This window comes from Pseudomonas urmiensis, from assembly GCF_014268815.2.
GTDB lineage: Bacteria > Pseudomonadota > Gammaproteobacteria > Pseudomonadales > Pseudomonadaceae > Aquipseudomonas > Aquipseudomonas urmiensis.
In genome coordinates this window covers 31,244-50,601 of sequence record NZ_JABWRE020000001.1, presented here as the reverse complement: position 1 = coordinate 50,601, position 19,358 = coordinate 31,244, and the positions used below count along the sequence as shown (strand labels likewise).

Genomic DNA, 19,358 nt, shown 5'->3' with positions numbered 1-19,358 from the left:
TAGCTGCAAGCATCACGCATGAAGCGTTTAAGTGGCTTACACTGCGTTTACTTATCCATTTGTTACAAGGAACACAACCATGGGCATGATCAGTGAATTCAAGGCGTTTGCGGTCAAGGGCAATGTCGTCGACATGGCCGTCGGTATCATCATCGGCGCAGCGTTCGGCAAGATCGTTTCGTCGTTCGTCGGTGACGTGGTGATGCCACCGCTGGGCCTGCTGATCGGCGGCGTGGACTTCAGTGACCTGGCAATCACCCTCAAGGCGGCCGAAGGCGATGTTCCGGCAGTGATGCTGGCCTACGGCAAGTTCATCCAGACCGTAATCGACTTCCTCATCGTCGCCTTCGCCATCTTCATGGGGGTCAAGGTGATCAACCGCCTCAAGCGCGAAGAGGCCGTGGCGCCGAGCGTACCGCCAGCGCCTACCCCGCAGGAAACCCTGCTGACCGAGATTCGCGACCTGCTCAAGACGCAGAATCAGAATCGTCTGCCCTGAACGCAGCTACGAGCCGAAACGAAACACCAGGGCCGAGCTCGGCCCTGGCTTTTCTAACAGCTTGAGGCTTGTCGCTTGTAGCTGATTCTCACCAGTAGTTTTCTACCGCCACCTGCCCCGGCCGCTTGCTCAAGCTCAGTTGCAGATCGCGTGCCTTGAGCACCTTGCGCGTGTCATCGATCATTTGCGGGTTACCGCAGAGCATGATGCGGGAATGTTCAGGGGAAAACTCAAGCCCTGCCGCCCGCTCCAATTCGCCATTTTCGATCAGTGTGGTAATGCGTGCATCCAATGCGCCAGGGTGCTTCTCGCGGGTTACCACCGGAATGAACTGCAACTTGCCAGCGAACTCAGCCAGGTAGTCACGCTGTTCCAGGCCAGCGATCTCCTCTAGATAAGCCAGCTCATTGGCTTCGCGTACCGAATACACCAGCTTGATGTTGTCGAAACGCTCCCAGGCCTCGAAGTCCTGCAGGATCGACATGAACGGTGCAATGCCGGTACCGGTCGCCAGCAGCCATAGATCGCGACCGCCAATGAAGCGATCGAGGGTCAGAAAACCAAACGCCTGACGGTCGATCAACAGCGTATCGCCTTCGCCCAGACGGCTCAGCTCGCTGGTGAATTCGCCCCCTGGGACTACAATCGAGAAAAAATCCAAGTGCTCATCATGTGGCGCGCTGACCATCGAATAGGCCCGCCAAACCACGCTGCCATCGGCCTTGGTCACACCCAGGCGGGCGAACTGGCCGGAGCGAAAGCGAAAGCCTGCGTCGCGGGTGACTCGCAAGGAGAACAAGCTGGGCGTCAGCGGTTGCACGTCGAGCAAGGTCTGGCGAGTGAATTTGTCGGCGCTGGCGGTCATGACGGGCTCCATAAATCAAGTGTGCACAGTTTCGCCCAAAGCGGCGGCGATGAACACCGACGGTTTGCAGGGGCAAGCCAAACTGAGCGTCATACAAGGCTTGCATGGCTATAGCGAAAAAATCCCAACGCAACGCTGGGTCTTTTCCTACAATGAGCCGGGTGGTAGTGGAGTTGGATCCAAGGAGCTATCAGGGAGCGTTTCAATGTCGCAATGGAACCCGGAGCAGCTGCAACAGCTGCTAGACGAGCGCGACCCGCAGCAGTTGTTCAAGCGTGCGTTGGCGTTGGTACAGGATATGGGCATGCCCTACATGGGTTTGGCCTTGCACATCCATCTGGCCGCTAACAGACCGCAAATCTTCCTGTACAACAATTTCCCAGCGCAATGGAACGCATTCTATACGCAAGCTGAGTTGATCAAACAGGACCCCATCGTCAAGCGCTGTCATGAATCCACCCTGCCGGTGCTATGGGATGACGAGCTATTTCGCGAAGTGCCAACACTGCGTAGTACGGCGTGCTCCTATGGTTTGCGCCATGGCTGGAGCCAATCGGTGCACGACCAGCGGCATAACGAAACGCAGTTGAGCGTAGCCAGGCCGCAGGGCAAGATCGACACCGCTGAGTTCTATGGCAAGAGCGCGCGTATCGTCTGGCTGTGCCACACCCTGCACGAGCGGCTCAGTGAACACCACCTGGCAGCCCTGGCACCGATCCCCAAACTCAGCGAACGCGAGTTGGAAGTGCTCAAGTGGTCCGCCGACGGCAAGACTGCGGCAGTGATTGCCCGGATCCTGTCGCTGTCGACCAGCACAGTGAACTTCCACATCCGCAGCGTGATCACCAAGACCAACGCCTCCAACAAGGCCGGTGCCATTGCCATCGCCGCCAGCCGCGGGCTGTTCTGACGCCAGACATCCCACCGTTTGGGCAAAGCCCTGTAGAATTGCGCGCTTCAAGCTCGTCGTGGTCTGCGCCGGGCAGATTCGCACCTGAGCCCCATGCCATGCCCTTGTTGACCAGCCCCTTTGCCGAACTCGACCTGATCCGCCAACCGGAACAGGCCAACGACCCCCTGCAAGCGTTCGACGCTGCCGATGAGTATCTGCTCGAGCACCTGGCCAGCCAGGCGCTGCCGACGGATTGCCGGGTGCTGGTGCTAAACGACAGCTTCGGCGCCCTGGCGGCCAGCCTGTGCGCTGATATGCAGGTGGTCAGCAGCGGTGATTCGCACCTGGCGCGGGTGGCCTTGGAAAAGAACCTGGCGCGTAACGCCAAGCCCTTCGACGCCGTGCCTTTCGTGCCCGCCAACGCGCCCTGGCAAGGGCCGTTTGACCGAGTGCTGGTGCGGGTGCCGAAGACCCTGGCGCTGCTCGAGGAGCAGCTGATTCGCCTGCAAGGCCATCTGGCCCCGGGTGCGCAAGTGATCGCCACCGCCATGATCAAGCACCTGCCGCGAGCAGCGGGCGACCTGATGGAAAAGTACATCGGCCCGGTGCAGGCGTCGCTTGCGCAGAAAAAAGCCCGCCTGCTGACCGCCACCGTGGCCGAACGACCACGGGTTAGCTCGCCTTATCCCACGCGCTACCGCCTGGATGCGCCAGCCCTGGAGCTGGTCAACCATGCCAATGTGTTTTGCCGCGAAGGCTTGGATATCGGCACCCGCGCATTCCTCCCGCACCTGCCGCGTGATCTGGGCCAGGCTCGGGTTGCCGACCTTGGCTGTGGCAATGGCGTGCTGGCGATCGCCAGTGCCCTGGTTAATCCTGAGGCGCAGTACACACTAGTCGACGAGTCGTACATGGCAGTGCAATCAGCGTTGGATAACTGGCAGGCGGTGTTGGCCGATCGGCCGGTGGAGGTGCGCGCAGCCGATGGTCTGGCTGGGCAGGAGAAGCAGTCGCTGGATGTGGTGCTGTGCAACCCGCCGTTCCATCAGCAGCAGGTCGTGGGCGACTTCCTAGCCTGGCGGATGTTCCAGCAGGCGCGCGATGCCTTGGTAGTGGGCGGCGCGCTGTACATCGTGGGTAACCGGCACCTGGGGTACCACAGTAAGCTGGCGCGGCTGTTCCGTGGGGTTGAGCAGGTAGCGGCTACACCCAAGTTCGTCATCCTCAAGGCCCGCAAGTAAGCCCAAAGGCCCTTGGGACCGCGTTGCGGTCCCAAGGGCCTGCATTCAGTGGGTACTCAACCCTGCCGCGGCCATGAACATCCGCATCAACCAGGCCACCACCCCAAGCGCGGCCACACTGCCCGCCCAGATCAGCACCAGCCAACCCAGCCGTTGCCACAGCGGCCTCTTCTGCTCCTCGATGCCATGTTTACCCGTCATCGTGCAGCCCTCCCTAGTGGTAGCCATCTTCGTGGGTCACCTTGCCGCGGAACACGTAGTAGCTCCAGAAGGTGTAACCCAGGATGAACGGCAGGATGAACAGCGTCCCCACCAACATGAAGCCCTGGCTCTGCGGCGGCGCGGCGGCTTCCCAGATCGAGATCGAGGGCGGGATGATGTTCGGCCACAAGCTGATGCCCAGCCCGCTGTAACCGAGGAAGATCAACACCAGGGTCAACAGGAATGGCGTGTAGTTGGCATTGCGCGCCACTGCCTTGAGCAGCCCGTAGAAGGTCACCAGGACCAGGATCGGCACCGGCATGAACCAGATCAAGTTAGGCATGCTGAACCAACGCTCGGCGATCTGTGGATAAGCCAGCGGCGTCCACAGGCTGACAATACCGATCACCACCAGCAGCACCAGCGCCAGCGGGCGCGCCAGGTCATGCATCTGCTTTTGCAGCGGGCCTTCGGTTTTCATGATCAGCCAGGTGCAGCCAAGCAAGGTGTAGGCGACGATCAAACCCAGCCCGGAATACAGGCTGAATGGCGTCAGCCAATCCAGCGAGCCGCCGGCGTAATGGCGGTCGACCACCTTGAAGCCTTCGATGAACGCGCCTAGCGCGACGCCCTGGAAGAAGGTGGCCACCAATGAGCCGCCAATGAACGCCTTGTCCCACAGGTGCCGCTTGTCATCCTTGGCCTTGAAACGAAACTCGAAGGCCACTCCACGGAAGATCAAGCCCACCAGCATCAGGATCAGCGGCAGGTACAACGCTTCCAGCACTACCGCATAAGCCATCGGGAAGGCGCCGAACAAGCCCGCGCCCCCCAGCACCAGCCAGGTTTCGTTGCCGTCCCATACCGGGGCGACGGTGTTCATCATCACATCGCGGTCACGCTCGGCCTTGACGAACGGGAAGAGCATGCCGATGCCCAGGTCGAAGCCGTCCATCACCACGTACATCATGACGCCGAAGATGATGATCACAGCCCAGATCAGCGGAAGATCGATACCCATGACTCAGCTCTCCTTGTTCAGGCGGACGGCGTCGGTGTTGGCGTCGGCGCTATCGTCGGCGGCAGACAATGGCCGCGCGGGTGTGCGCTGCTGGCCAGGGCCGCCCGGTGGCTGCGCATCGCCTTCGCCGGTGTGCGGGCCTTTGCGCACCAGGCGCATCATGTAGCCAAGGCCGGTACCGAACAGGGCGAAGTAGACCACCACGAAGATCACCAGGGTCACGCCGAGCTGGGTGTAGCTATGGTTGGACACCCCTTCGGAGGTGCGCATCAGTCCGTAGACCACCCACGGCTGACGGCCGATCTCGGTGGTGAACCAACCGGCCAGGATGGCAATCAGACCGGACGGCCCCATCCACAGAGTGAGGTAGAGGAAGGGTTTGCTGCTGTACAAGGTGCCGCGTTTACGCAGCCACAAGCTCCACAGGCCCACGAAGATCATCAGCAAGCCCAAGCCCACCATGACCCGGAACGACCAGAACACGATGGTCGAATTGGGTCGATCCTCGGCTGGGAACTCTTTCATCGCCGGCACTTGCTTATCCAGGCTGTGGGTCAGGATCAGGCTGCCCAGGGCCGGAATTTCGATCTTGTAGCGGGTCGTTTCAGCCTGCATGTCGGGGATACCGAACAGGATCAGCGGCGTAGGCTCACCGGGGACGTTCTCCCAGTGTCCTTCGATCGCGGCGATCTTCACCGGCTGGTGCTTCAAGGTGTTCAAACCATGGAAGTCGCCAATCACCGCCTGGATCGGCGCGACGATCAGCGCCATCCACATGGCCATCGAGAGCATCTTGCGCACCGCCGGGTTGTCACGCCCGCGCAGCAAGTGCCAGGCCGCCGAAGCGCCGACGAAGAACGCTGTGGCGACAAAGGCCGCGGTGGCCATGTGCATCAGTCGATAGGGGAACGAGGGGTTGAAGATCACTGCCAGCCAGTCCACCGGCACCACGCGACCGTCGATGATTTCGTGGCCTTGCGGGGTCTGCATCCAGCTGTTCGAGGCCAGGATCCAAAAGGTCGAAACCAAGGTGCCCAGGGCCACCATCACTGTCGAGAAAAAGTGCAGCCCCCGGCCGACGCGGTTCCAGCCGAACAGCATGACCCCGAGGAAACCGGCCTCGAGGAAGAACGCGGTGAGTACTTCATAGGTCAGCAACGGTCCGGTAACAGCCCCGGCGAAGTCAGAGAAGCGGCTCCAGTTGGTGCCGAACTGATAGGCCATGACCAAACCGGAGACCACCCCCATGCCGAAGTTGACGGCGAAGATCTTCGACCAGAAGTGATAGAGGTCGCGGTAGACCTGCTCGTGGGTTCTCAGCCAAAGGCCTTCGAGAACCGCCAGGTAGCTCGCCAGGCCAATGGTGATGGCTGGGAACAAGATGTGAAAGGACACGGTAAAGGCAAACTGGATTCGGGCGAGCTCTAGGGCTTCTAATCCGAACATGGTGCTTCCTCTTCAGATAATCCGGCGTCCGGGCTCATGGCCCTGTCGCCCACTGCCCCCACGGTTATCGAGTGCGGCGCGTTGGAATTGTTCTGTTCGATCGCAGGGATTGAGGCCTGATGGCCAAACCGTTGCTTGTGGAACGATTGATCCAGGTCAACGGTTGCCAGTGAGCATAGCCCCGAATGGCCGCCCTAGCCGTGTGGTTGAATGCCGCGTGACCCGTTGTCTCACCCGCCTTTAGTTGAATAGGCAAGGCAGCTGTTGGGAGCTGGGCTGATCATTTCTGCACGCTGAAGCCGTGACGCAATGAGATGTGCAAACTCAGCTCGCCTCTAATCCAACCCCCGCAACTATTTGTTACAAACAGATGATACGCTCTGGCCCTCCCCTATCGCCGAGGCCACAGGTTTCCCGATGTCTGATTCCGCCCCGCTGTTGCTCCGGCAACACCGCCCCTTCCTCGCCTTCTGGCTAGCCCGCGTATTCACCGCCAGCGGCTTTCAGATGCTCACCGTGGCCATCGGCTGGCACCTCTACCAACTGACCGGCAACGTGCTCGATCTGGGTCTGGTCGGCCTGGTCGAGTTCGCCCCACGGGTGCTGTTCATGCTCCACACCGGCCATGTGGCGGACCGCTTCGATCGGCGCCGGGTCGCCGCCCTGTGCCAAAGCCTGCAAGCACTGATCGCCCTGGCCCTGGTGGTGGGCAGCGCGACTGACAACGTCAGCCGCGAGATGATCTTCATCCTGGCCTTCCTGCTCGGTGCGACCCGCTCGTTCGAAATGCCAGCGACCCAGGCACTGCTGCCCAATGTCGTGCCACCGGGGCTGTTTCCACGGGCGGTGGCCGCCTCGGCCTCGGCGACACAGGCAGCGACCATCGTCGCCCCGGCAGTTGGCGGCTTGCTGTACGCCTTTGGCAGCATCTGGGTATACGGCCCGACCGTGGCGCTGTATGCGATTGCCTGCCTGCTCACCCTGAGCCTCGACGCCCGCCAACAGCTGCCTCAGCGTGGCCGCGCCAGCCTCGAGTCGCTGCTGGCCGGGATCCGTTTCATTCGCAGTCGCCCGGACATCCTCGGCGCTATCTCCCTGGACCTGTTCGCGGTACTGCTCGGCGGCGCCACCGCCCTGCTCCCAGTGTTCGCCAAGGACATCCTGCTCACCGGCCCATGGGGCCTGGGCCTGCTGCGCTCGGCACCTGCGGTGGGGGCGCTGCTGATGTCGATCTGGCTGGCGCGCTTCCCGTTCGAGCGCAAGGTCGGCCGGACCATGTTCACCGCGGTCGGGGTGTTTGGCGTGGCGACCATTGCCTTTGGCTTGTCGACCTCGTTCTGGTTCTCGCTGGCGGTGCTGGTGGTGCTGGGCGCGGCGGACATGATCAGCATGGTCATCCGCAGTTCGTTCGTGCAGTTGGAGACGCCCGATGAGATGCGCGGGCGGGTGAGCGCGGTGAACGGGTTGTTCATCGGTGCCTCGAATCAGCTCGGCGAGTTCGAATCTGGGGTGACTGCGCACTGGTTTGGCACAGTGCCGGCGGTGGTGCTTGGCGGGGTGGGCACATTGCTGGTGACCGGGGTGTGGATAAAACTGTTCCCGACCCTGGCCAATCGGGATCGGTTGCACAACTCCTGATCAGCTCGCGCAAAGAACCAGTAAAGGTGTGGGAGCGGGCTGCTCGGCCGGTCCGCCAGGTGACCTGCCAACGGCCATAGGCCCCCGCCATCCATGCTGGTATGATGCGCGGCTTTTTTCCGCCCCACATAAACCACGGCATCCGGTACGGTCTGTGCTTTGCTGATGGGGTCGATATATTCACGGCGCCTGGGGGCGCCTTGGGGAGCGGGCATGCTGGAAAGGCTGTTTCAACTAAAAGCACACAACACCAATGTGCGCACCGAGATTCTTGCGGGCGTCACTACCTTCCTGGCCATGGCCTACATTCTGTTCGTCAACCCGAGCATCCTCGGCGAGACCGGCATGGACAAGGGTGCGATCTTCGTCGCCACCTGCCTGGCCGCAGCGATCGGCTCGGCAACCATGGGCCTGATCGCCAACTACCCGATCGCCCTGGCGCCGGGGATGGGCCTGAACGCCTTCTTCACCTACACCGTCGTGCTGCACATGGGCCATACCTGGCAAGTGGCGCTGGGTGCGGTATTCCTCTCGGCGGTGCTGTTCTTCCTGCTGTCGATCTTCCGCATCCGTGAGTGGATCGTGAACAGCATTCCGCTGCCGCTGCGCTCGGCGATCGCCGCCGGCATCGGCCTGTTCCTGGCACTGATCGCCCTGCATAACGCAGGCATCGTCGTCGATAACCCGGCTACCTTGGTGGGTCTGGGCGACCTGAAGAATCCGGCCCCCGTGCTGGCAACGCTGGGCTTCTTCCTGATCGTCGCCCTGGAAGCAATGAAAGTGCGCGGCGCGGTGCTGATCGGCATTCTCGCGGTCACCCTGGCCTCGATCCTGATGGGCGTGACGCCCTTTGCCGGCGTGGTGTCGATGCCGCCATCGCTGGCGCCGACCTTCCTGCAACTGGACATCGCCGGCGCCCTCGATGTGGGCCTGATCAGCGTGATCTTCGCCTTCCTGTTCGTCGACCTGTTCGATAACTCCGGCACCCTGATCGCCGTCGCCAAGCGCGCCGGCCTGATGGGCAAGGACGGCCACATGCCGAAGATGGGCCGTGCCCTGATCGCCGACAGCACCGCGGCCATGGCCGGCTCGCTGCTTGGCACCTCGACCACCACCAGCTACATCGAGTCGGCTGCGGGCGTGAGCGCCGGTGGCCGTACTGGCCTGACCGCCATCGTGGTCGCGATCCTGTTCCTCCTGGCGCTGTTCTTCGCGCCCCTGGCTGGCAGCGTTCCGGCCTTCGCCACTGCGCCGGCGCTGCTGTTCGTCGCCGTGCTGATGGCCTCGGGGCTGGCGGAAATAAACTGGGATGACGTCACCGAAGCCGCGCCAGTGATGGTCACTGCCCTGGCCATGCCGCTGACCTACTCGATCGCCAACGGCATCGCCTTCGGCTTCATTACCTGGACCGCCATCAAACTGCTCTCGGGCCGCCGCCACGAGCTCAACCCGGCATTGGTGATCCTCTCCATCCTGTTCGTCATCAAGCTGGGCTGGTTAAACGCATGAGTGCTGTCTTCGATCCGTCGTCCTATGAAAGCCTGCTGACGCCCAAGGTCGAGCGCCTGCGAGAGTTGCTGGCGCCGTTCGATGCGCCAGAGCCTGCGGTGTTCGATTCGCCGCGCGAGCACTATCGCCTGCGTGCCGAGTTCCGCCTGTGGCGTGAGGAAGGCCAGCGCCACTACGCGATGTTCGCCCCAGGCGAGAAGCACAAGGCGATCCTGATCGACGACTTCCCGATTGCCAGTGAGCGCATCAACGCGCTGATGCCGCGCCTGAAAGCGGCCTGGCAGGCCAGCGAGGCGCTGAGCAATCGGCTGTTCCAGGTGGAGTTTCTGACCACCCTGGCAGGCGATGCGATGGTCACCCTGTGCTACCACCGTCCACTCGACGAGGCCTGGGAAACCGCTGCCCGCGTGCTTGCCGAACAACTCGGCGTCAGCCTGATCGGCCGCTCCAAGGGCAAGCGCCTGGTGATTGGCCGCGACTACGCGGTCGAGCAATTGCAAGTCGCTGGCCGCACCTTCAGCTACCGCCAACCCGAAGGCGCGTTCACCCAGCCTAACGGCGCAGTGAACCAGAAGATGCTCAACTGGGCCTTCGACGCCATGGGCGAGCGCGACGACGATCTGCTCGAGCTGTACTGTGGCAATGGCAACTTCACCCTGCCCCTGGCCACCCGCGCACGTAAGGTGCTGGCCACCGAAATCAGCAAGACCTCGGTCAACGCCGCACTGCATAACCTCGACGAGAACGGCGTGGACAACGTGCGCCTGGTGCGCTTGTCGGCTGAAGAGCTGACCCAGGCGCTGAACGAGGTCCGCCCGTTCCGCCGCCTGGAAGGCATCGAGCTGAAAAGCTACGACTTCGGCACGGTGTTCGTCGACCCGCCACGCGCCGGCATGGACCCGGACACCTGCGAGCTGACCCGTCGCTTCGAGCGCATCCTGTACATCTCTTGCAACCCGCAAACCCTGGCGCAGAACATCGCCCAGCTGCACGATACCCACCGTATCGAACGCTGTGCGCTGTTCGACCAGTTCCCCTATACCCATCATATGGAAAGCGGGGTGTTGCTGGTTCGGCGCTGACCCGCAACCGGCGAGGCCGCAATGGCCTCGCCGCGAACGCTGCAAGGAGTGCTGTGCCGATGGATCAACTAAGCGCCATGCAGACCTTTCGCCGGGTGGTCGATCTCGGCAGTTTCAGTGCCGCCGCCGTTCAGGCCGGGGTGTCCCATACCGTGCTGTCGCGCCAGGTGAAAAACCTTGAGCGCCAACTCGGCACGCAACTGCTCAACCGCACCACCCGGCGCTTGCAGATGACCGAAGCAGGGGCGCTGTTCTATCGCCACTGCGTGCAGATCCTCGAACAAATGCAGGCGATGACCCTCGAGCTGTCCGAGCACCAGCAGCAACCTAGCGGCACCTTGCGCCTAAGCGTTGCAACGGCCTTTGGTGAACTGGAGCTGGGCCGTTGGCTGCCCGACTTCGTCGAGCGCCATGAGCGCCTGCAGATCGAACTCAACTGCACCGACCGCTTCGTCGACCTTCTGGAAGAGGAGATCGATGTCTGCCTGCGCGTGACCGATCACCTGCCAGATTCAAGCCTGGTGGCGCGACGCCTGGCCGCGAGTGAAGTGCTACTGGTAGCAGCGCCAAGCTACCTTGAGCGCCATGGCCGCCCGACCTCACCTGAGCAGTTGGCCAACCATCCACTGCTGGGCTATAGCCGGCTGACACACCCACAGCGCCTGCAACTAAGTGACCCACAAGGCGAGCAACGCGAAGTGCTGATGCCCAGGCGGCTGAGCGCCAACTCCCCCATGGCGCTGCGCGCGGCGGCAATTGGTGGGCTGGGGATCGCCAGCTTCGACCGCTTCATCGTCCACGATGCCCTGCGCGACGGTCGCCTGGTGCCAGTACTGGACGGCTGGCAACTGCCGGCGCGCACGCTGTATGCGGTGTATCCGCAGAGCCGCTACCTGGCGCCTAAGGTTCGGGCATTTCTCGATTACGTGCAGGCCTACTACGCGCATGCACGTTGGGCTGATTAATCAGTGCAATAAATGCACAAATCCTGGCTGCCTGGCGCCGTATTTGTGCGACTACTGATCAATTAACCTGCGCCTCTCATTCAATGTGCGTAGGAGCTCCACCATGAAAGCACTGCATGCCATTCTCGCTGGCCTGACCCTTGCCACCTTCGTCACCACCGCTCACGCAGCCGAGGAAAAACTTATCTCGGTACCAAACAGCGCTGCGCTGACTTGGAAAGACGTCGACGGCACTAAAGGGGCAGTCAGCTACGCCAACGTCGAAGGCGATCTGTTCGGCAAAGGCCCATACTCTGCGTTCGTGAAATTCAACAAAGGCGTGGATAACGGTCTGCACACCCACAGTCAGACGCTGCCGACCGTGGTCCTGAAGGGGACGTTCTATGCGGTGATCGATGGCAAGCGCACCGAGTATCCGGCTGGCTCGTATTACAAGCTGCCGGCCAATCTGGTGCATGAGAGTGGTTGTACTGCCGCAGCCGATTGCCTGCTGTTCCAGTACCAAGCGGATGCGTTCGATCTCAATCCGGTCAAGGGTTGAACCATCAGATTCTGACGCGGCGGGGCGCCGAAGCGCTGTGATGGACAGCGCAGCGGCCCCCTCTGATCCAATGCGGATCAGAAATCGAAGAACACCGTCTCCCCTTCCCCCTGAATACGGATATCGAAGCGATACGCCGTCTTGCCATCAACCTCACAGCGCTTGGCAATCAACGTCTCACGTCGCTGTGGCTGTTCGATCAAATTCAGCACCGGGCACTTGGCGTTAGCCTCGCCTTCGTCATCGAAATACAGCCGCGTATGCAACTGGATGTTGATCCCCCGGGCAAACAGGCTGATGTTGATGTGCGGCGCCATCGGCACACCTGCAGCGTTGTTGACCACGCCCGGCTTGACCGTGTGCAAGGTCCAGTCACCCGAGTCGAAGGTGGTGGCGGTTCGACCAAAGCTGTTGAAGGGGTTCTCCAGGTTGTATTCGTCCTGGTAATGACCCTCGGCATCGGCCTGCCAGATCTCCAGGAACGAATCACGCACCAGATGGCCGTTGCCGTCATACACCTGGCCGATCAACAGGATGTGCTCGCCCGGCGCTTCAGGGCGGGCCAGGCGGTTCCAGATTTCCTCTGGGCGGGTCGGGTTACCGGCCGCTTCCAGGGCCAGGCCGATGTGTACGTAGGGGCCGGCAGTCTGCGAGGGCGTTTCCGGCAGCAGTTCGATTGGCATGTCGGCGCTCCTCAGCGGTTTTCGAAGTGGGTCTGGCGCTGACCGCGCAGGACGATGTCAAAGCGGTAGGCCAGGCAATCCATCGGGTTGGCGTTGCTCATGTCGAGCTTGGCGATCAACTGCTGCACCGCTGCCGGGTTGGCGATGGATTTGACGATCGGGCACATCGGGATCAGCGGATCACCTTCGAAATACAGCTGGGTGATCAACTTGGTCGAAATCGACGGGCCACTGACCGAAAAGTGAATGTGCGCCGGGCGCCAGTCATTCGGGCCGTTGCGCCATGGGTACGGGCCGGGCTTGATGGTACGGAAGCTGTAGTAGCCGTCGCTGTCGGTCAGGGCGCGGCCGACGCCACCGAAGTTGGGGTCCAGCGGGGCCAGGTAGCGATCGTTCTTGTGTCGATAGCGACCGCCAGCGTTGGCCTGCCACATTTCCACCAAGGTGTTGGGCACGGGCTTGCCATACTGGTCGATGACCCGGCCGGCCACGATGATGCGCTCGCCGATTGGCAGGCCACCGTTGTCGAAGTTCAGCAGCAGGTCGTTGTCGTGTTGACCAAAGCGCAGATGAGAGAAGTCGGGACCGGTGGTCTCGCTGATCGACTGCGGGATGCTCACCAGCGCCTGGCGCGGGGAACGGGCAATCGAGGTCTTGTAGTCAGGCGTAAAGGCTTTTGGGTGCCAGTTGCGATCACGGATCACGAAGCGGCTGGTGTCCTGGGCGGGCATGCCGTTTTCCTCTTATTGGACTTGTGCGAGCGCCTGTGCGTGGCAGGCGGACTTGCAGTTTCCGGCAGGTCGCGGGGGATGAATATTGAAATCAACGGCCCATAACATAACCATTTGGTTATGGATGCAGCATTAGCTGTCAGAGCGCCGTCCCCTGAACTAATCTTTAACCTCATGTTTCAAGCTGGAGCACACTTCATGGAATGGCGAAAAGGCCGGCGTAGCGACAACGTGGTCGATGCCCGCGGCGAAGGCGGTGGTGGCGGCGGTATGCGCTTTGGTGGCGGTAAAGGGCTTGGCCTCGGCGCGATCTTGCTGATTGTCGGTATCGGCTGGCTGACTGGACAAGACCCGTTGCAGATCCTCGGCCAGATCGCCGGACAGATGGACCAACAACAAACCCAGACCGCCCCGGCTGGTGTGGAAGGCAAGGCGCCGCCGGCCAATGATGAGCAGGCCGAGTTCGTCGCCTCGATCCTGGGCGACACCGAAGACACCTGGAAGGCGCTGTTTGCCCAGGCTGGCAAACAGTATCGCGACCCCAAGCTGGTGCTGTTCAGCGGCCAGGTCAATTCTGCCTGCGGCTTCGCCTCGTCGGCAGTCGGGCCGTTCTACTGCCCGGGCGATCAGCGGGTATACCTGGACATGAGCTTCTTCCGCGAGATGGAAAGCCGCTTTGCCGCAGCCGGTGATTTTGCCCAGGCCTATGTGATTGCCCATGAGATCGGCCACCACGTGCAGACCCTGCTGGGCGTCTCTTCGCAGGTACAGGCCGCGCGCCAGCGCGGACAGAAAATGGAGGGTGACAATGGCTTGCTGGTCCGCCAGGAGCTGCAAGCTGACTGCCTGGCGGGGGTGTGGGCCTACCAGGCGCAGAAGCGCTTGAACTGGCTCGAACCTGGCGACATCGAAGAGGCGCTGAACGCCGCCAATGCCATTGGCGATGACCGCCTGCAACAGCAGGGCCAAGGCCGCGTGGTGCCGGACTCCTTCACCCATGGCACCTCGGCGCAGCGCGTACGCTGGTTCAAGACCGGCTTTGCCAATGGCGATGTGAACCGCTGCGATACCTTTACCGCGCGTAGCCTCTAACGCCTGCACACCGCTTCGCGGGAAAACCCGCGAAGTTGCCGATGAAAACGCAAACGTTTTCATAGGGTTACAATTCTGCGGAAAAAGCGTTTCAGCTCCAGCCAATCTTGCCGATAACTCCTGCACGAATCAGCGGGCACTCAGGAAGAATAACGCCCAGCGATTCAGATCAAGTGAGCGAAATCATTTTCTGGAGAGCGTGCATGAACAGCTGGTTTGCCAACATCAGCGTCAACCTCAAACTCGGACTGGGCTTTGGCCTGGTCTTGCTGCTGACCGGCCTCTTGGCCCTGACGGGCTGGAACAGCCTGGGCAGCCTGATCGACCGCAGTAACTGGATGGGCGACATCGGTCAGCTCAATAAAGACCTGACCGACCTGCGCGTGGCGCGCCTGCAGTACATGATCGCCAACGGCGACGATACCGCTGCGGCCAACACCCAGGCCAAGCTGGATGCCTTCAGCGCCCAGCAGCAGCACCTGGCGACTACCTTCAAGAGCCCCGAGAACGTCAAGCTGCTCAATGAGCTGGGCGCGATCATCAGCGACTACAAGACCTCGCTGAGCAAGATGCGGGCTGGCTACAAGACCACCCTGGCCAATCGCGAGAACATGAACAAGGCGGCAAGCAAGGCCGATGAAATCCTTGAAAGCATCAGCCGTGACGTGCTCGCCCAAGGTGAAAACGACAGCGTGCGCTTTGCCCAGTACCAGGTCATCAGCAAAACCCGCCAGCAACTGGCCCAGGTCCGAGTAGACGTGCGCGGCTACATTGCCGACAGCGATGCCGCCAGCGAACAGGCTGCCCTGCGTCAGCTCGATGCGGCCCTGGTAGAAGTCGACAACCTCAAGCGCCAACTGCCTAACGAAAGCGCCCGCGTGCAACAGTTCGAAGACAGTGTGCAGGCCTACCGGACCGCTGTGCGCGAGTACCGCGACGCCGTCGCCGCGATCGCCGTGGCGCGTGCCGAAATGACTGTACAGGGTGCCGACATCGTCAAGCGCAGCGACGCGTTGTACAAGATCCAGATCGAGCGCCGCGACATCGAAAGCGCCCAAGCCCGCAGCATGCAGATCATCGCCACCTTGCTGGCGCTGCTGGTGGGTGTCTTGGCAGCAGTCATCATTACCCGGCAGATCACCCGCCCTCTGCGCGAGACCATGGCAGCCGTGGAGCGCATCGCCGGTGGCGACCTGACCCACGATCTGCGCGTCACCCGCCGTGACGAGCTGGGCGTGCTGCAACAGAGCATCGGCCGCATGGGCACCACGCTGCGCGAGCTGATCGGTGGTATTCGCGATGGCGTTACCCAGATTGCCAGCGCCGCTGAAGAGCTGTCGGCGGTGACCGAGCAGACCAGCGCCGGCGCCAACAGCCAGAAAGTCGAAACCGACCAGGTAGCAACCGCCATGCATGAAATGGCCGCGACCGTGCAGGAAGTGGCACGTAACGCCGAGCAAGCCTCGCACGCCGCCACCGGTGCCGACGACGAAGCGCGCGCGGGCGATCGGGTGGTGGGCGAAGCCATCAGCCAGATCGAGCGCCTGGCCGAAGAAGTGCACCGCTCCACCGAAGCGATGAACCTGCTGCAGCAGGAAAGCCAGAAGATCGGCAGCGTCATGGACGTGATCAAGTCGGTCGCCGAGCAGACCAACCTGCTCGCCCTCAACGCGGCCATCGAGGCAGCACGCGCGGGTGAGGCGGGTCGTGGTTTTGCCGTGGTCGCGGACGAAGTGCGCGGCCTGGCGCAGCGCACCCAGAAGTCTACCGAAGAGATCGAGGAGCTGGTCGCCAGCCTACAGAACGGCACCCAGCAGGTGGCCAATGCCATGCTCGGCAGCCGCAACCTGACTGAAAGCAGTGTCGAGTTGGCGCGCAAAGCCGGTGGTTCGTTGGAGAACATCACGCGCACGGTGTCGAACATCCAGTCGATGAACCAACAGATCGCCGCCGCTGCCGAGCAGCAGAGCGCCGTGGCTGAAGAGATCAGCCGCAGCATTCTCAACGTGCGCGATGTGTCGGAACAGACCGCTTCGGCCAGTGATGAAACCGCGGCCTCCAGCGTTGAGCTGGCGCGTCTGGGCGGTCACTTGCAGATGCTGGTCAGCCAGTTCCGCGTCTGACGTCGAACCCATCGCGGGACAAGCCCGCACCTACAGGGTCGTGTGACCCTGTAGGTGGGGGCTTGTCCCGCGATAGCGTCAGCCCTGCCTAAAGGGCTCTATTTGACCACCCGACCCTCGCCGCGCCCACGCGGATCCGAAGCGGTCTCGATCTTCTCGCCCGTCACCCGGATCGCCTGGATATCGCCCATTTCCCAGCCCTGATCCTCCAGCACATAGCCCATCTTCTTCAGCTCCTCAGCCACCGCACCAGTGAGCGGCGCGTAGCTGTCGAAGTAGATAGTGTCCTTGGGCAGCAACTGGTGATGCACGCGCTGCGCGGCCACGGCCTTGTCCAGCGGCATGTTGTAGTCATACAGGTTGTTCATCACTTGGAAGATCGAGGTAAAGATCCGCGATCCCCCCGGGGTGCCGATCACCAGGGTCACCTTGCCGTCGCGCGTCACCAGGCTTGGGCTCATCGACGACAGCATGCGTTTGCCCGGAGCGATCGCGTTGGCCTCGCCGCCGACCACGCCAAAGGCATTGGCTGCACCCGGCTTGGCGCTGAAGTCGTCCATCTCGTCGTTGAGTAGAAAGCCTGCCCCCTTGACCACTACACCGCTGCCGTAGTCGAGGTTGAGGGTGTAGGTGTTGCTCACCGCGTTGCCCTGTTTATCGACGATCGAGAAGTGGGTGGTCTGGTGCGGCTCCAGCCCTGGACGCACCTTGTCGGTCGCCGATATGGCAGTGGGGTTGACCTGTTCGGCGCGCTTGGCCAGGTAGTCCTTGGCGATCAGCTTGTCCACTGGCACCTTGGTAAAGGCCGGGTCGCCCAGGTAGTCGGCGCGGTCGGCGAAGACGCGCTTCTCGATCTCGGCCAGCAAGTGGATGTAGCGCGCCGAGTTCTGCTCCACGCCCTTGAAATCGGCGGCGCGGTTTTCCTTGATCCCCAGCAGTTGGGCCAGGGCTACGCCGCCAGAGCTTGGCGGCGGTGCGGTATAGACCACATTACCGCGCCAGTCGATGGCCATTGGATCGCGCCACAGCGCCTTGTAGTCCTTCAAATCGTCCTTGGTGATCAGGCCCTTGTCGGCCTGCATCTGCGCCACCAGCAGGTCGGCGGTCTTGCCTTGGTAGAACTCGCTGACGCCCTTATCGGCGATGCGTTCGAGGGTCTGTGCCAGTTCTGGCTGCTTGAACAGCTCGCCGACCTTCATGTTGCCGAAATAGTCATTGAAGTTGGTCGCGGTCTTGAACATGCCCTGGGCATCGTCGCGGTACTGGTACTGCTTCTGGGCGATCTTGAAGCCGTTTTGGGCATAACCGATGGCGGGGGTGAGCAGTTCGCTCCACTTGAGCTTGCCGAACTTCTGATGCGCTTCCCACAGGCCCATCACCGTGCCGGGCACGCCAGCTGCGCGGGCGCCGACCAGGCTGAGGTTTTCGATCACCTCGCCCTTGTCGTCCAGGTACATGTTGCGTGTCGCCGCCTTGGGCGCCACTTCGCGGTAGTCGAGGAAGTACGGTTTGCCATCGACGAACAGGGTCATGAAGCCACCGCCGCCGATGTTGCCGGCCTCGGGGTAGGTCACCGCCAGGGTAAAGGCCGTGGCTACCGCGGCATCCACGGCGTTACCGCCTTTTTTCAGGATATCGGCGGCCACCTGTGCGCCATATTGATCGGGGGCAGCCACCGCGCCGCCCTCCAGGGTGACGGCGAAGGCCGACGAACAGCTCAGGATCGCGGCCCCGAGGGCCATGGACTGGAACATGACAAGACGCATGTGCGCTTCCTTGGTGTTGTTTTTGTTGATCAGTCATTAAGGCCGAAGCGTTTCGACTAAGCAAACAACCCAGGAGCATTACGACGCCAATCAGCCAAAACTGTCGCGTTCAGAACACTGTTTTTTCCATTACGCAGAGCAGGCGTACCCCGCCAGCTTGTGCTGGATGAAGTCGAGGAAGCACTGAATGCGCAGCGCCAGCTGGGTGTTGCGGTAGTACACCGCGTGGATCGGCTGGCGATAGCCGTTGTTGGCCTCGTTCAGCAGCACCTGCAAGCGCCCGGCGCGGATGTCTTCATGGGTCATGAAGTGCGACAGGCTGACGATGCCATTGCCTGATAGCGCCAGCTGGCGCAGGGTCTCCCCACTGGAGGCGATCAGGCTGGGGCGGATCGTCCAGCGATCGCCTTCGGCATGGCGTAGCGGCCATTGATTGAGCACCTCAGGCTGGCTGAAGCCGAGCAGGCAATGCTGGTGCAGATCCTCGACCTTGAGCGGCGTGCCATGGCGCTCGAGATACGCCGGGCTTGCCAGGATCTGCATCGGGCTGCAGCCGAGCGAGCGTGCATGCAGGCTGGAGTCGGCCAGCTCGCCAATGCGAATGGCCACGTCGGTGCTTTGCTCCAGCAGGTCGATGATCAAATCGTCGGTATTCAACTCAAGCTCAATACCCGGGTACTGCTCACGGAACTCGCCGATCCACGGCACGATGGCATGCAGCATGAACGGTGCTGCGGCATTGATGCGTAGCCGGCCCGAGGGGGTTTGCCGGTTCATCGACAGGCGCTCTTCCATCTCGTCCATCTGCTCGAGGATGGTCCGCGAGCGTTCGAGGAAGAAACGGCCCTCTTCGGTCAGGTCCATGCGCCGGGTGGTGCGGTTGACCAAGGTGGTGCCAAGTTTGCCTTCCAGGCGCGACAGGGTGCGACTGACCGCCGACGGCGTCTGGCCCATCTGCTCGGCGGCGGCGGAGATCGAACCACAATCGATGACGGTGACGAATACCTGGAGTTCTTCTGAACGGGTTTTCACTTGGCGGCCTGCACTTGAATGACGCGATGAT

General features: G+C 61.9%; 18 protein-coding genes and 1 pseudogene. 11 read left to right on the top strand and 8 right to left on the bottom strand.

The window, feature by feature from the left end:
- The first annotated feature begins 79 nt into the window (after window positions 1–79).
- Entirely contained in the window at window positions 80–499 is a 420-nt protein-coding gene (gene mscL / locus HU737_RS00225; RefSeq protein WP_186554255.1) for a large-conductance mechanosensitive channel protein MscL, read from the top strand.
- Window positions 500–587: 88 nt separating this feature from the next.
- Here mscL and HU737_RS00220 read toward each other — a convergent pair whose 3' ends face one another.
- Window positions 588–1,364, bottom strand: a complete 777-nt coding sequence (locus HU737_RS00220; RefSeq protein WP_186554256.1) for a ferredoxin--NADP reductase — start codon at window positions 1,362–1,364, stop codon at window positions 588–590.
- Window positions 1,365–1,569: 205 nt separating this feature from the next.
- Between HU737_RS00220 and HU737_RS00215 the strand changes: the two genes are divergently transcribed.
- Window positions 1,570–2,274: an autoinducer binding domain-containing protein gene (locus tag HU737_RS00215; RefSeq protein WP_186554257.1), complete on the top strand. Its 705-nt coding sequence runs from the start codon at window positions 1,570–1,572 to the stop codon at window positions 2,272–2,274.
- 98 nt (window positions 2,275–2,372) lie between these two features.
- Window positions 2,373–3,497, top strand: a complete 1,125-nt coding sequence (locus HU737_RS00210) for a methyltransferase (protein WP_186554258.1) — start codon at window positions 2,373–2,375, stop codon at window positions 3,495–3,497.
- A gap of 45 nt (window positions 3,498–3,542) precedes the next feature.
- On the opposite strand, the gene HU737_RS00205 is transcribed toward HU737_RS00210, so the two are convergent.
- From HU737_RS00205 to HU737_RS00195, 3 genes are read right to left on the bottom strand one after another with little or no spacing between them, the layout of a single operon-like run.
- Entirely contained in the window at window positions 3,543–3,698 is a 156-nt protein-coding gene (locus HU737_RS00205) for a DUF2474 domain-containing protein (RefSeq protein ID WP_186554259.1), read from the bottom strand.
- A 13-nt stretch (window positions 3,699–3,711) separates the two neighbouring features.
- Window positions 3,712–4,719 (bottom strand): cytochrome d ubiquinol oxidase subunit II, encoded by a 1,008-nt coding sequence (gene cydB / locus HU737_RS00200; protein ID WP_186554260.1) that lies wholly within the window; start codon window positions 4,717–4,719, stop codon window positions 3,712–3,714.
- 3 nt (window positions 4,720–4,722) lie between these two features.
- Window positions 4,723–6,165 (bottom strand): cytochrome ubiquinol oxidase subunit I, encoded by a 1,443-nt coding sequence (locus HU737_RS00195; protein ID WP_186554261.1) that lies wholly within the window; start codon window positions 6,163–6,165, stop codon window positions 4,723–4,725.
- A 417-nt stretch (window positions 6,166–6,582) separates the two neighbouring features.
- Between HU737_RS00195 and HU737_RS00190 the strand changes: the two genes are divergently transcribed.
- The 5 genes from HU737_RS00190 (at window position 6,583) to HU737_RS00170 (ending at window position 11,900) form a co-directional block, all read left to right on the top strand.
- Window positions 6,583–7,803, top strand: coding sequence for an MFS transporter (locus HU737_RS00190; protein ID WP_186554262.1), 1,221 nt, complete (start codon window positions 6,583–6,585; stop codon window positions 7,801–7,803).
- Between the two features lie 213 nt (window positions 7,804–8,016).
- Entirely contained in the window at window positions 8,017–9,312 is a 1,296-nt protein-coding gene (locus HU737_RS00185) for an NCS2 family permease (RefSeq protein ID WP_186554263.1), read from the top strand.
- A complete protein-coding gene (gene trmA / locus HU737_RS00180; RefSeq protein WP_186554264.1) occupies window positions 9,309–10,394 on the top strand; it encodes a tRNA (uridine(54)-C5)-methyltransferase TrmA in 1,086 nt (361 codons plus the stop codon). The genes HU737_RS00185 and trmA overlap by 4 nt, the downstream gene beginning before the upstream one ends.
- A gap of 59 nt (window positions 10,395–10,453) precedes the next feature.
- Window positions 10,454–11,359 carry a LysR family transcriptional regulator gene (locus HU737_RS00175; RefSeq protein ID WP_186554265.1) on the top strand — a complete coding sequence of 302 codons (906 nt, stop codon included), beginning with the start codon at window positions 10,454–10,456 and terminating at the stop codon, window positions 11,357–11,359.
- A gap of 103 nt (window positions 11,360–11,462) precedes the next feature.
- A complete protein-coding gene (locus HU737_RS00170; protein WP_186554266.1) occupies window positions 11,463–11,900 on the top strand; it encodes a cupin domain-containing protein in 438 nt (145 codons plus the stop codon).
- A gap of 77 nt (window positions 11,901–11,977) precedes the next feature.
- On the opposite strand, the gene pcaG is transcribed toward HU737_RS00170, so the two are convergent.
- Together pcaG and pcaH are read right to left on the bottom strand one after the other, a co-directional pair.
- The gene (gene pcaG, locus HU737_RS00165) at window positions 11,978–12,583 is read right to left on the bottom strand and encodes a protocatechuate 3,4-dioxygenase subunit alpha (RefSeq protein ID WP_186554267.1); all 606 of its coding nucleotides are present in this window, start codon (window positions 12,581–12,583) and stop codon (window positions 11,978–11,980) included.
- Window positions 12,584–12,594: 11 nt separating this feature from the next.
- On the bottom strand, window positions 12,595–13,314 hold the full coding sequence (gene pcaH, locus HU737_RS00160) for a protocatechuate 3,4-dioxygenase subunit beta (RefSeq protein WP_186554268.1): 720 nt from the start codon (window positions 13,312–13,314) through the stop codon (window positions 12,595–12,597).
- Between the two features lie 198 nt (window positions 13,315–13,512).
- Here pcaH and ypfJ point away from each other — a divergent pair, with 198 nt between their 5' ends.
- From ypfJ to HU737_RS26475, 3 genes and pseudogenes are all read left to right on the top strand, one after another.
- On the top strand, window positions 13,513–14,406 hold the full coding sequence (ypfJ, locus tag HU737_RS00155) for a KPN_02809 family neutral zinc metallopeptidase (RefSeq protein WP_186554269.1): 894 nt from the start codon (window positions 13,513–13,515) through the stop codon (window positions 14,404–14,406).
- A gap of 203 nt (window positions 14,407–14,609) precedes the next feature.
- A pseudogene (locus tag HU737_RS26480) lies at window positions 14,610–15,674 on the top strand (methyl-accepting chemotaxis protein); the annotation flags it as partial.
- Window positions 15,666–16,529 (top strand): methyl-accepting chemotaxis protein, encoded by an 864-nt coding sequence (locus HU737_RS26475; protein WP_372353301.1) that lies wholly within the window; start codon window positions 15,666–15,668, stop codon window positions 16,527–16,529. The pseudogene HU737_RS26480 and the gene HU737_RS26475, both read left to right, overlap by 9 nt.
- A 98-nt stretch (window positions 16,530–16,627) precedes the next feature.
- Here HU737_RS26475 and ggt read toward each other — a convergent pair whose 3' ends face one another.
- Both ggt and HU737_RS00140 read right to left on the bottom strand, forming a co-directional pair.
- Window positions 16,628–18,295, bottom strand: coding sequence for a gamma-glutamyltransferase (gene ggt / locus HU737_RS00145; RefSeq protein WP_186554271.1), 1,668 nt, complete (start codon window positions 18,293–18,295; stop codon window positions 16,628–16,630).
- Window positions 18,296–18,424: 129 nt separating this feature from the next.
- Window positions 18,425–19,327 (bottom strand): LysR family transcriptional regulator, encoded by a 903-nt coding sequence (locus HU737_RS00140; RefSeq protein ID WP_186554272.1) that lies wholly within the window; start codon window positions 19,325–19,327, stop codon window positions 18,425–18,427.
- Window positions 19,328–19,358: the final 31 nt, after the last annotated feature.

Bases quoted from the DNA above. Each gene is read 5' to 3' on its own strand.
- HU737_RS00195 (WP_186554261.1), bottom strand. From the start codon at position 6,165: ATGTTCGGATTAGAAGCCCTAGAGCTCGCCCGAATCCAGTTTGCCTTT.
- ggt (WP_186554271.1), bottom strand. From the start codon at position 18,295: ATGCGTCTTGTCATGTTCCAGTCCATGGCCCTCGGGGCCGCGATCCTG.
- trmA (WP_186554264.1), top strand. From the start codon at position 9,309: ATGAGTGCTGTCTTCGATCCGTCGTCCTATGAAAGCCTGCTGACGCCC.
- cydB (WP_186554260.1), bottom strand. From the start codon at position 4,719: ATGGGTATCGATCTTCCGCTGATCTGGGCTGTGATCATCATCTTCGGC.
- pcaG (WP_186554267.1), bottom strand. From the start codon at position 12,583: ATGCCAATCGAACTGCTGCCGGAAACGCCCTCGCAGACTGCCGGCCCC.
- HU737_RS00190 (WP_186554262.1), top strand. From the start codon at position 6,583: ATGTCTGATTCCGCCCCGCTGTTGCTCCGGCAACACCGCCCCTTCCTC.
- ypfJ (WP_186554269.1), top strand. From the start codon at position 13,513: ATGGAATGGCGAAAAGGCCGGCGTAGCGACAACGTGGTCGATGCCCGC.
- HU737_RS00185 (WP_186554263.1), top strand. From the start codon at position 8,017: ATGCTGGAAAGGCTGTTTCAACTAAAAGCACACAACACCAATGTGCGC.
- HU737_RS00175 (WP_186554265.1), top strand. From the start codon at position 10,454: ATGGATCAACTAAGCGCCATGCAGACCTTTCGCCGGGTGGTCGATCTC.
- pcaH (WP_186554268.1), bottom strand. From the start codon at position 13,314: ATGCCCGCCCAGGACACCAGCCGCTTCGTGATCCGTGATCGCAACTGG.
- HU737_RS26475 (WP_372353301.1), top strand. From the start codon at position 15,666: ATGGGCACCACGCTGCGCGAGCTGATCGGTGGTATTCGCGATGGCGTT.
- HU737_RS00210 (WP_186554258.1), top strand. From the start codon at position 2,373: ATGCCCTTGTTGACCAGCCCCTTTGCCGAACTCGACCTGATCCGCCAA.
- mscL (WP_186554255.1), top strand. From the start codon at position 80: ATGGGCATGATCAGTGAATTCAAGGCGTTTGCGGTCAAGGGCAATGTC.
- HU737_RS00205 (WP_186554259.1), bottom strand. From the start codon at position 3,698: ATGACGGGTAAACATGGCATCGAGGAGCAGAAGAGGCCGCTGTGGCAA.
- HU737_RS00215 (WP_186554257.1), top strand. From the start codon at position 1,570: ATGTCGCAATGGAACCCGGAGCAGCTGCAACAGCTGCTAGACGAGCGC.
- HU737_RS00220 (WP_186554256.1), bottom strand. From the start codon at position 1,364: ATGACCGCCAGCGCCGACAAATTCACTCGCCAGACCTTGCTCGACGTG.
- HU737_RS00170 (WP_186554266.1), top strand. From the start codon at position 11,463: ATGAAAGCACTGCATGCCATTCTCGCTGGCCTGACCCTTGCCACCTTC.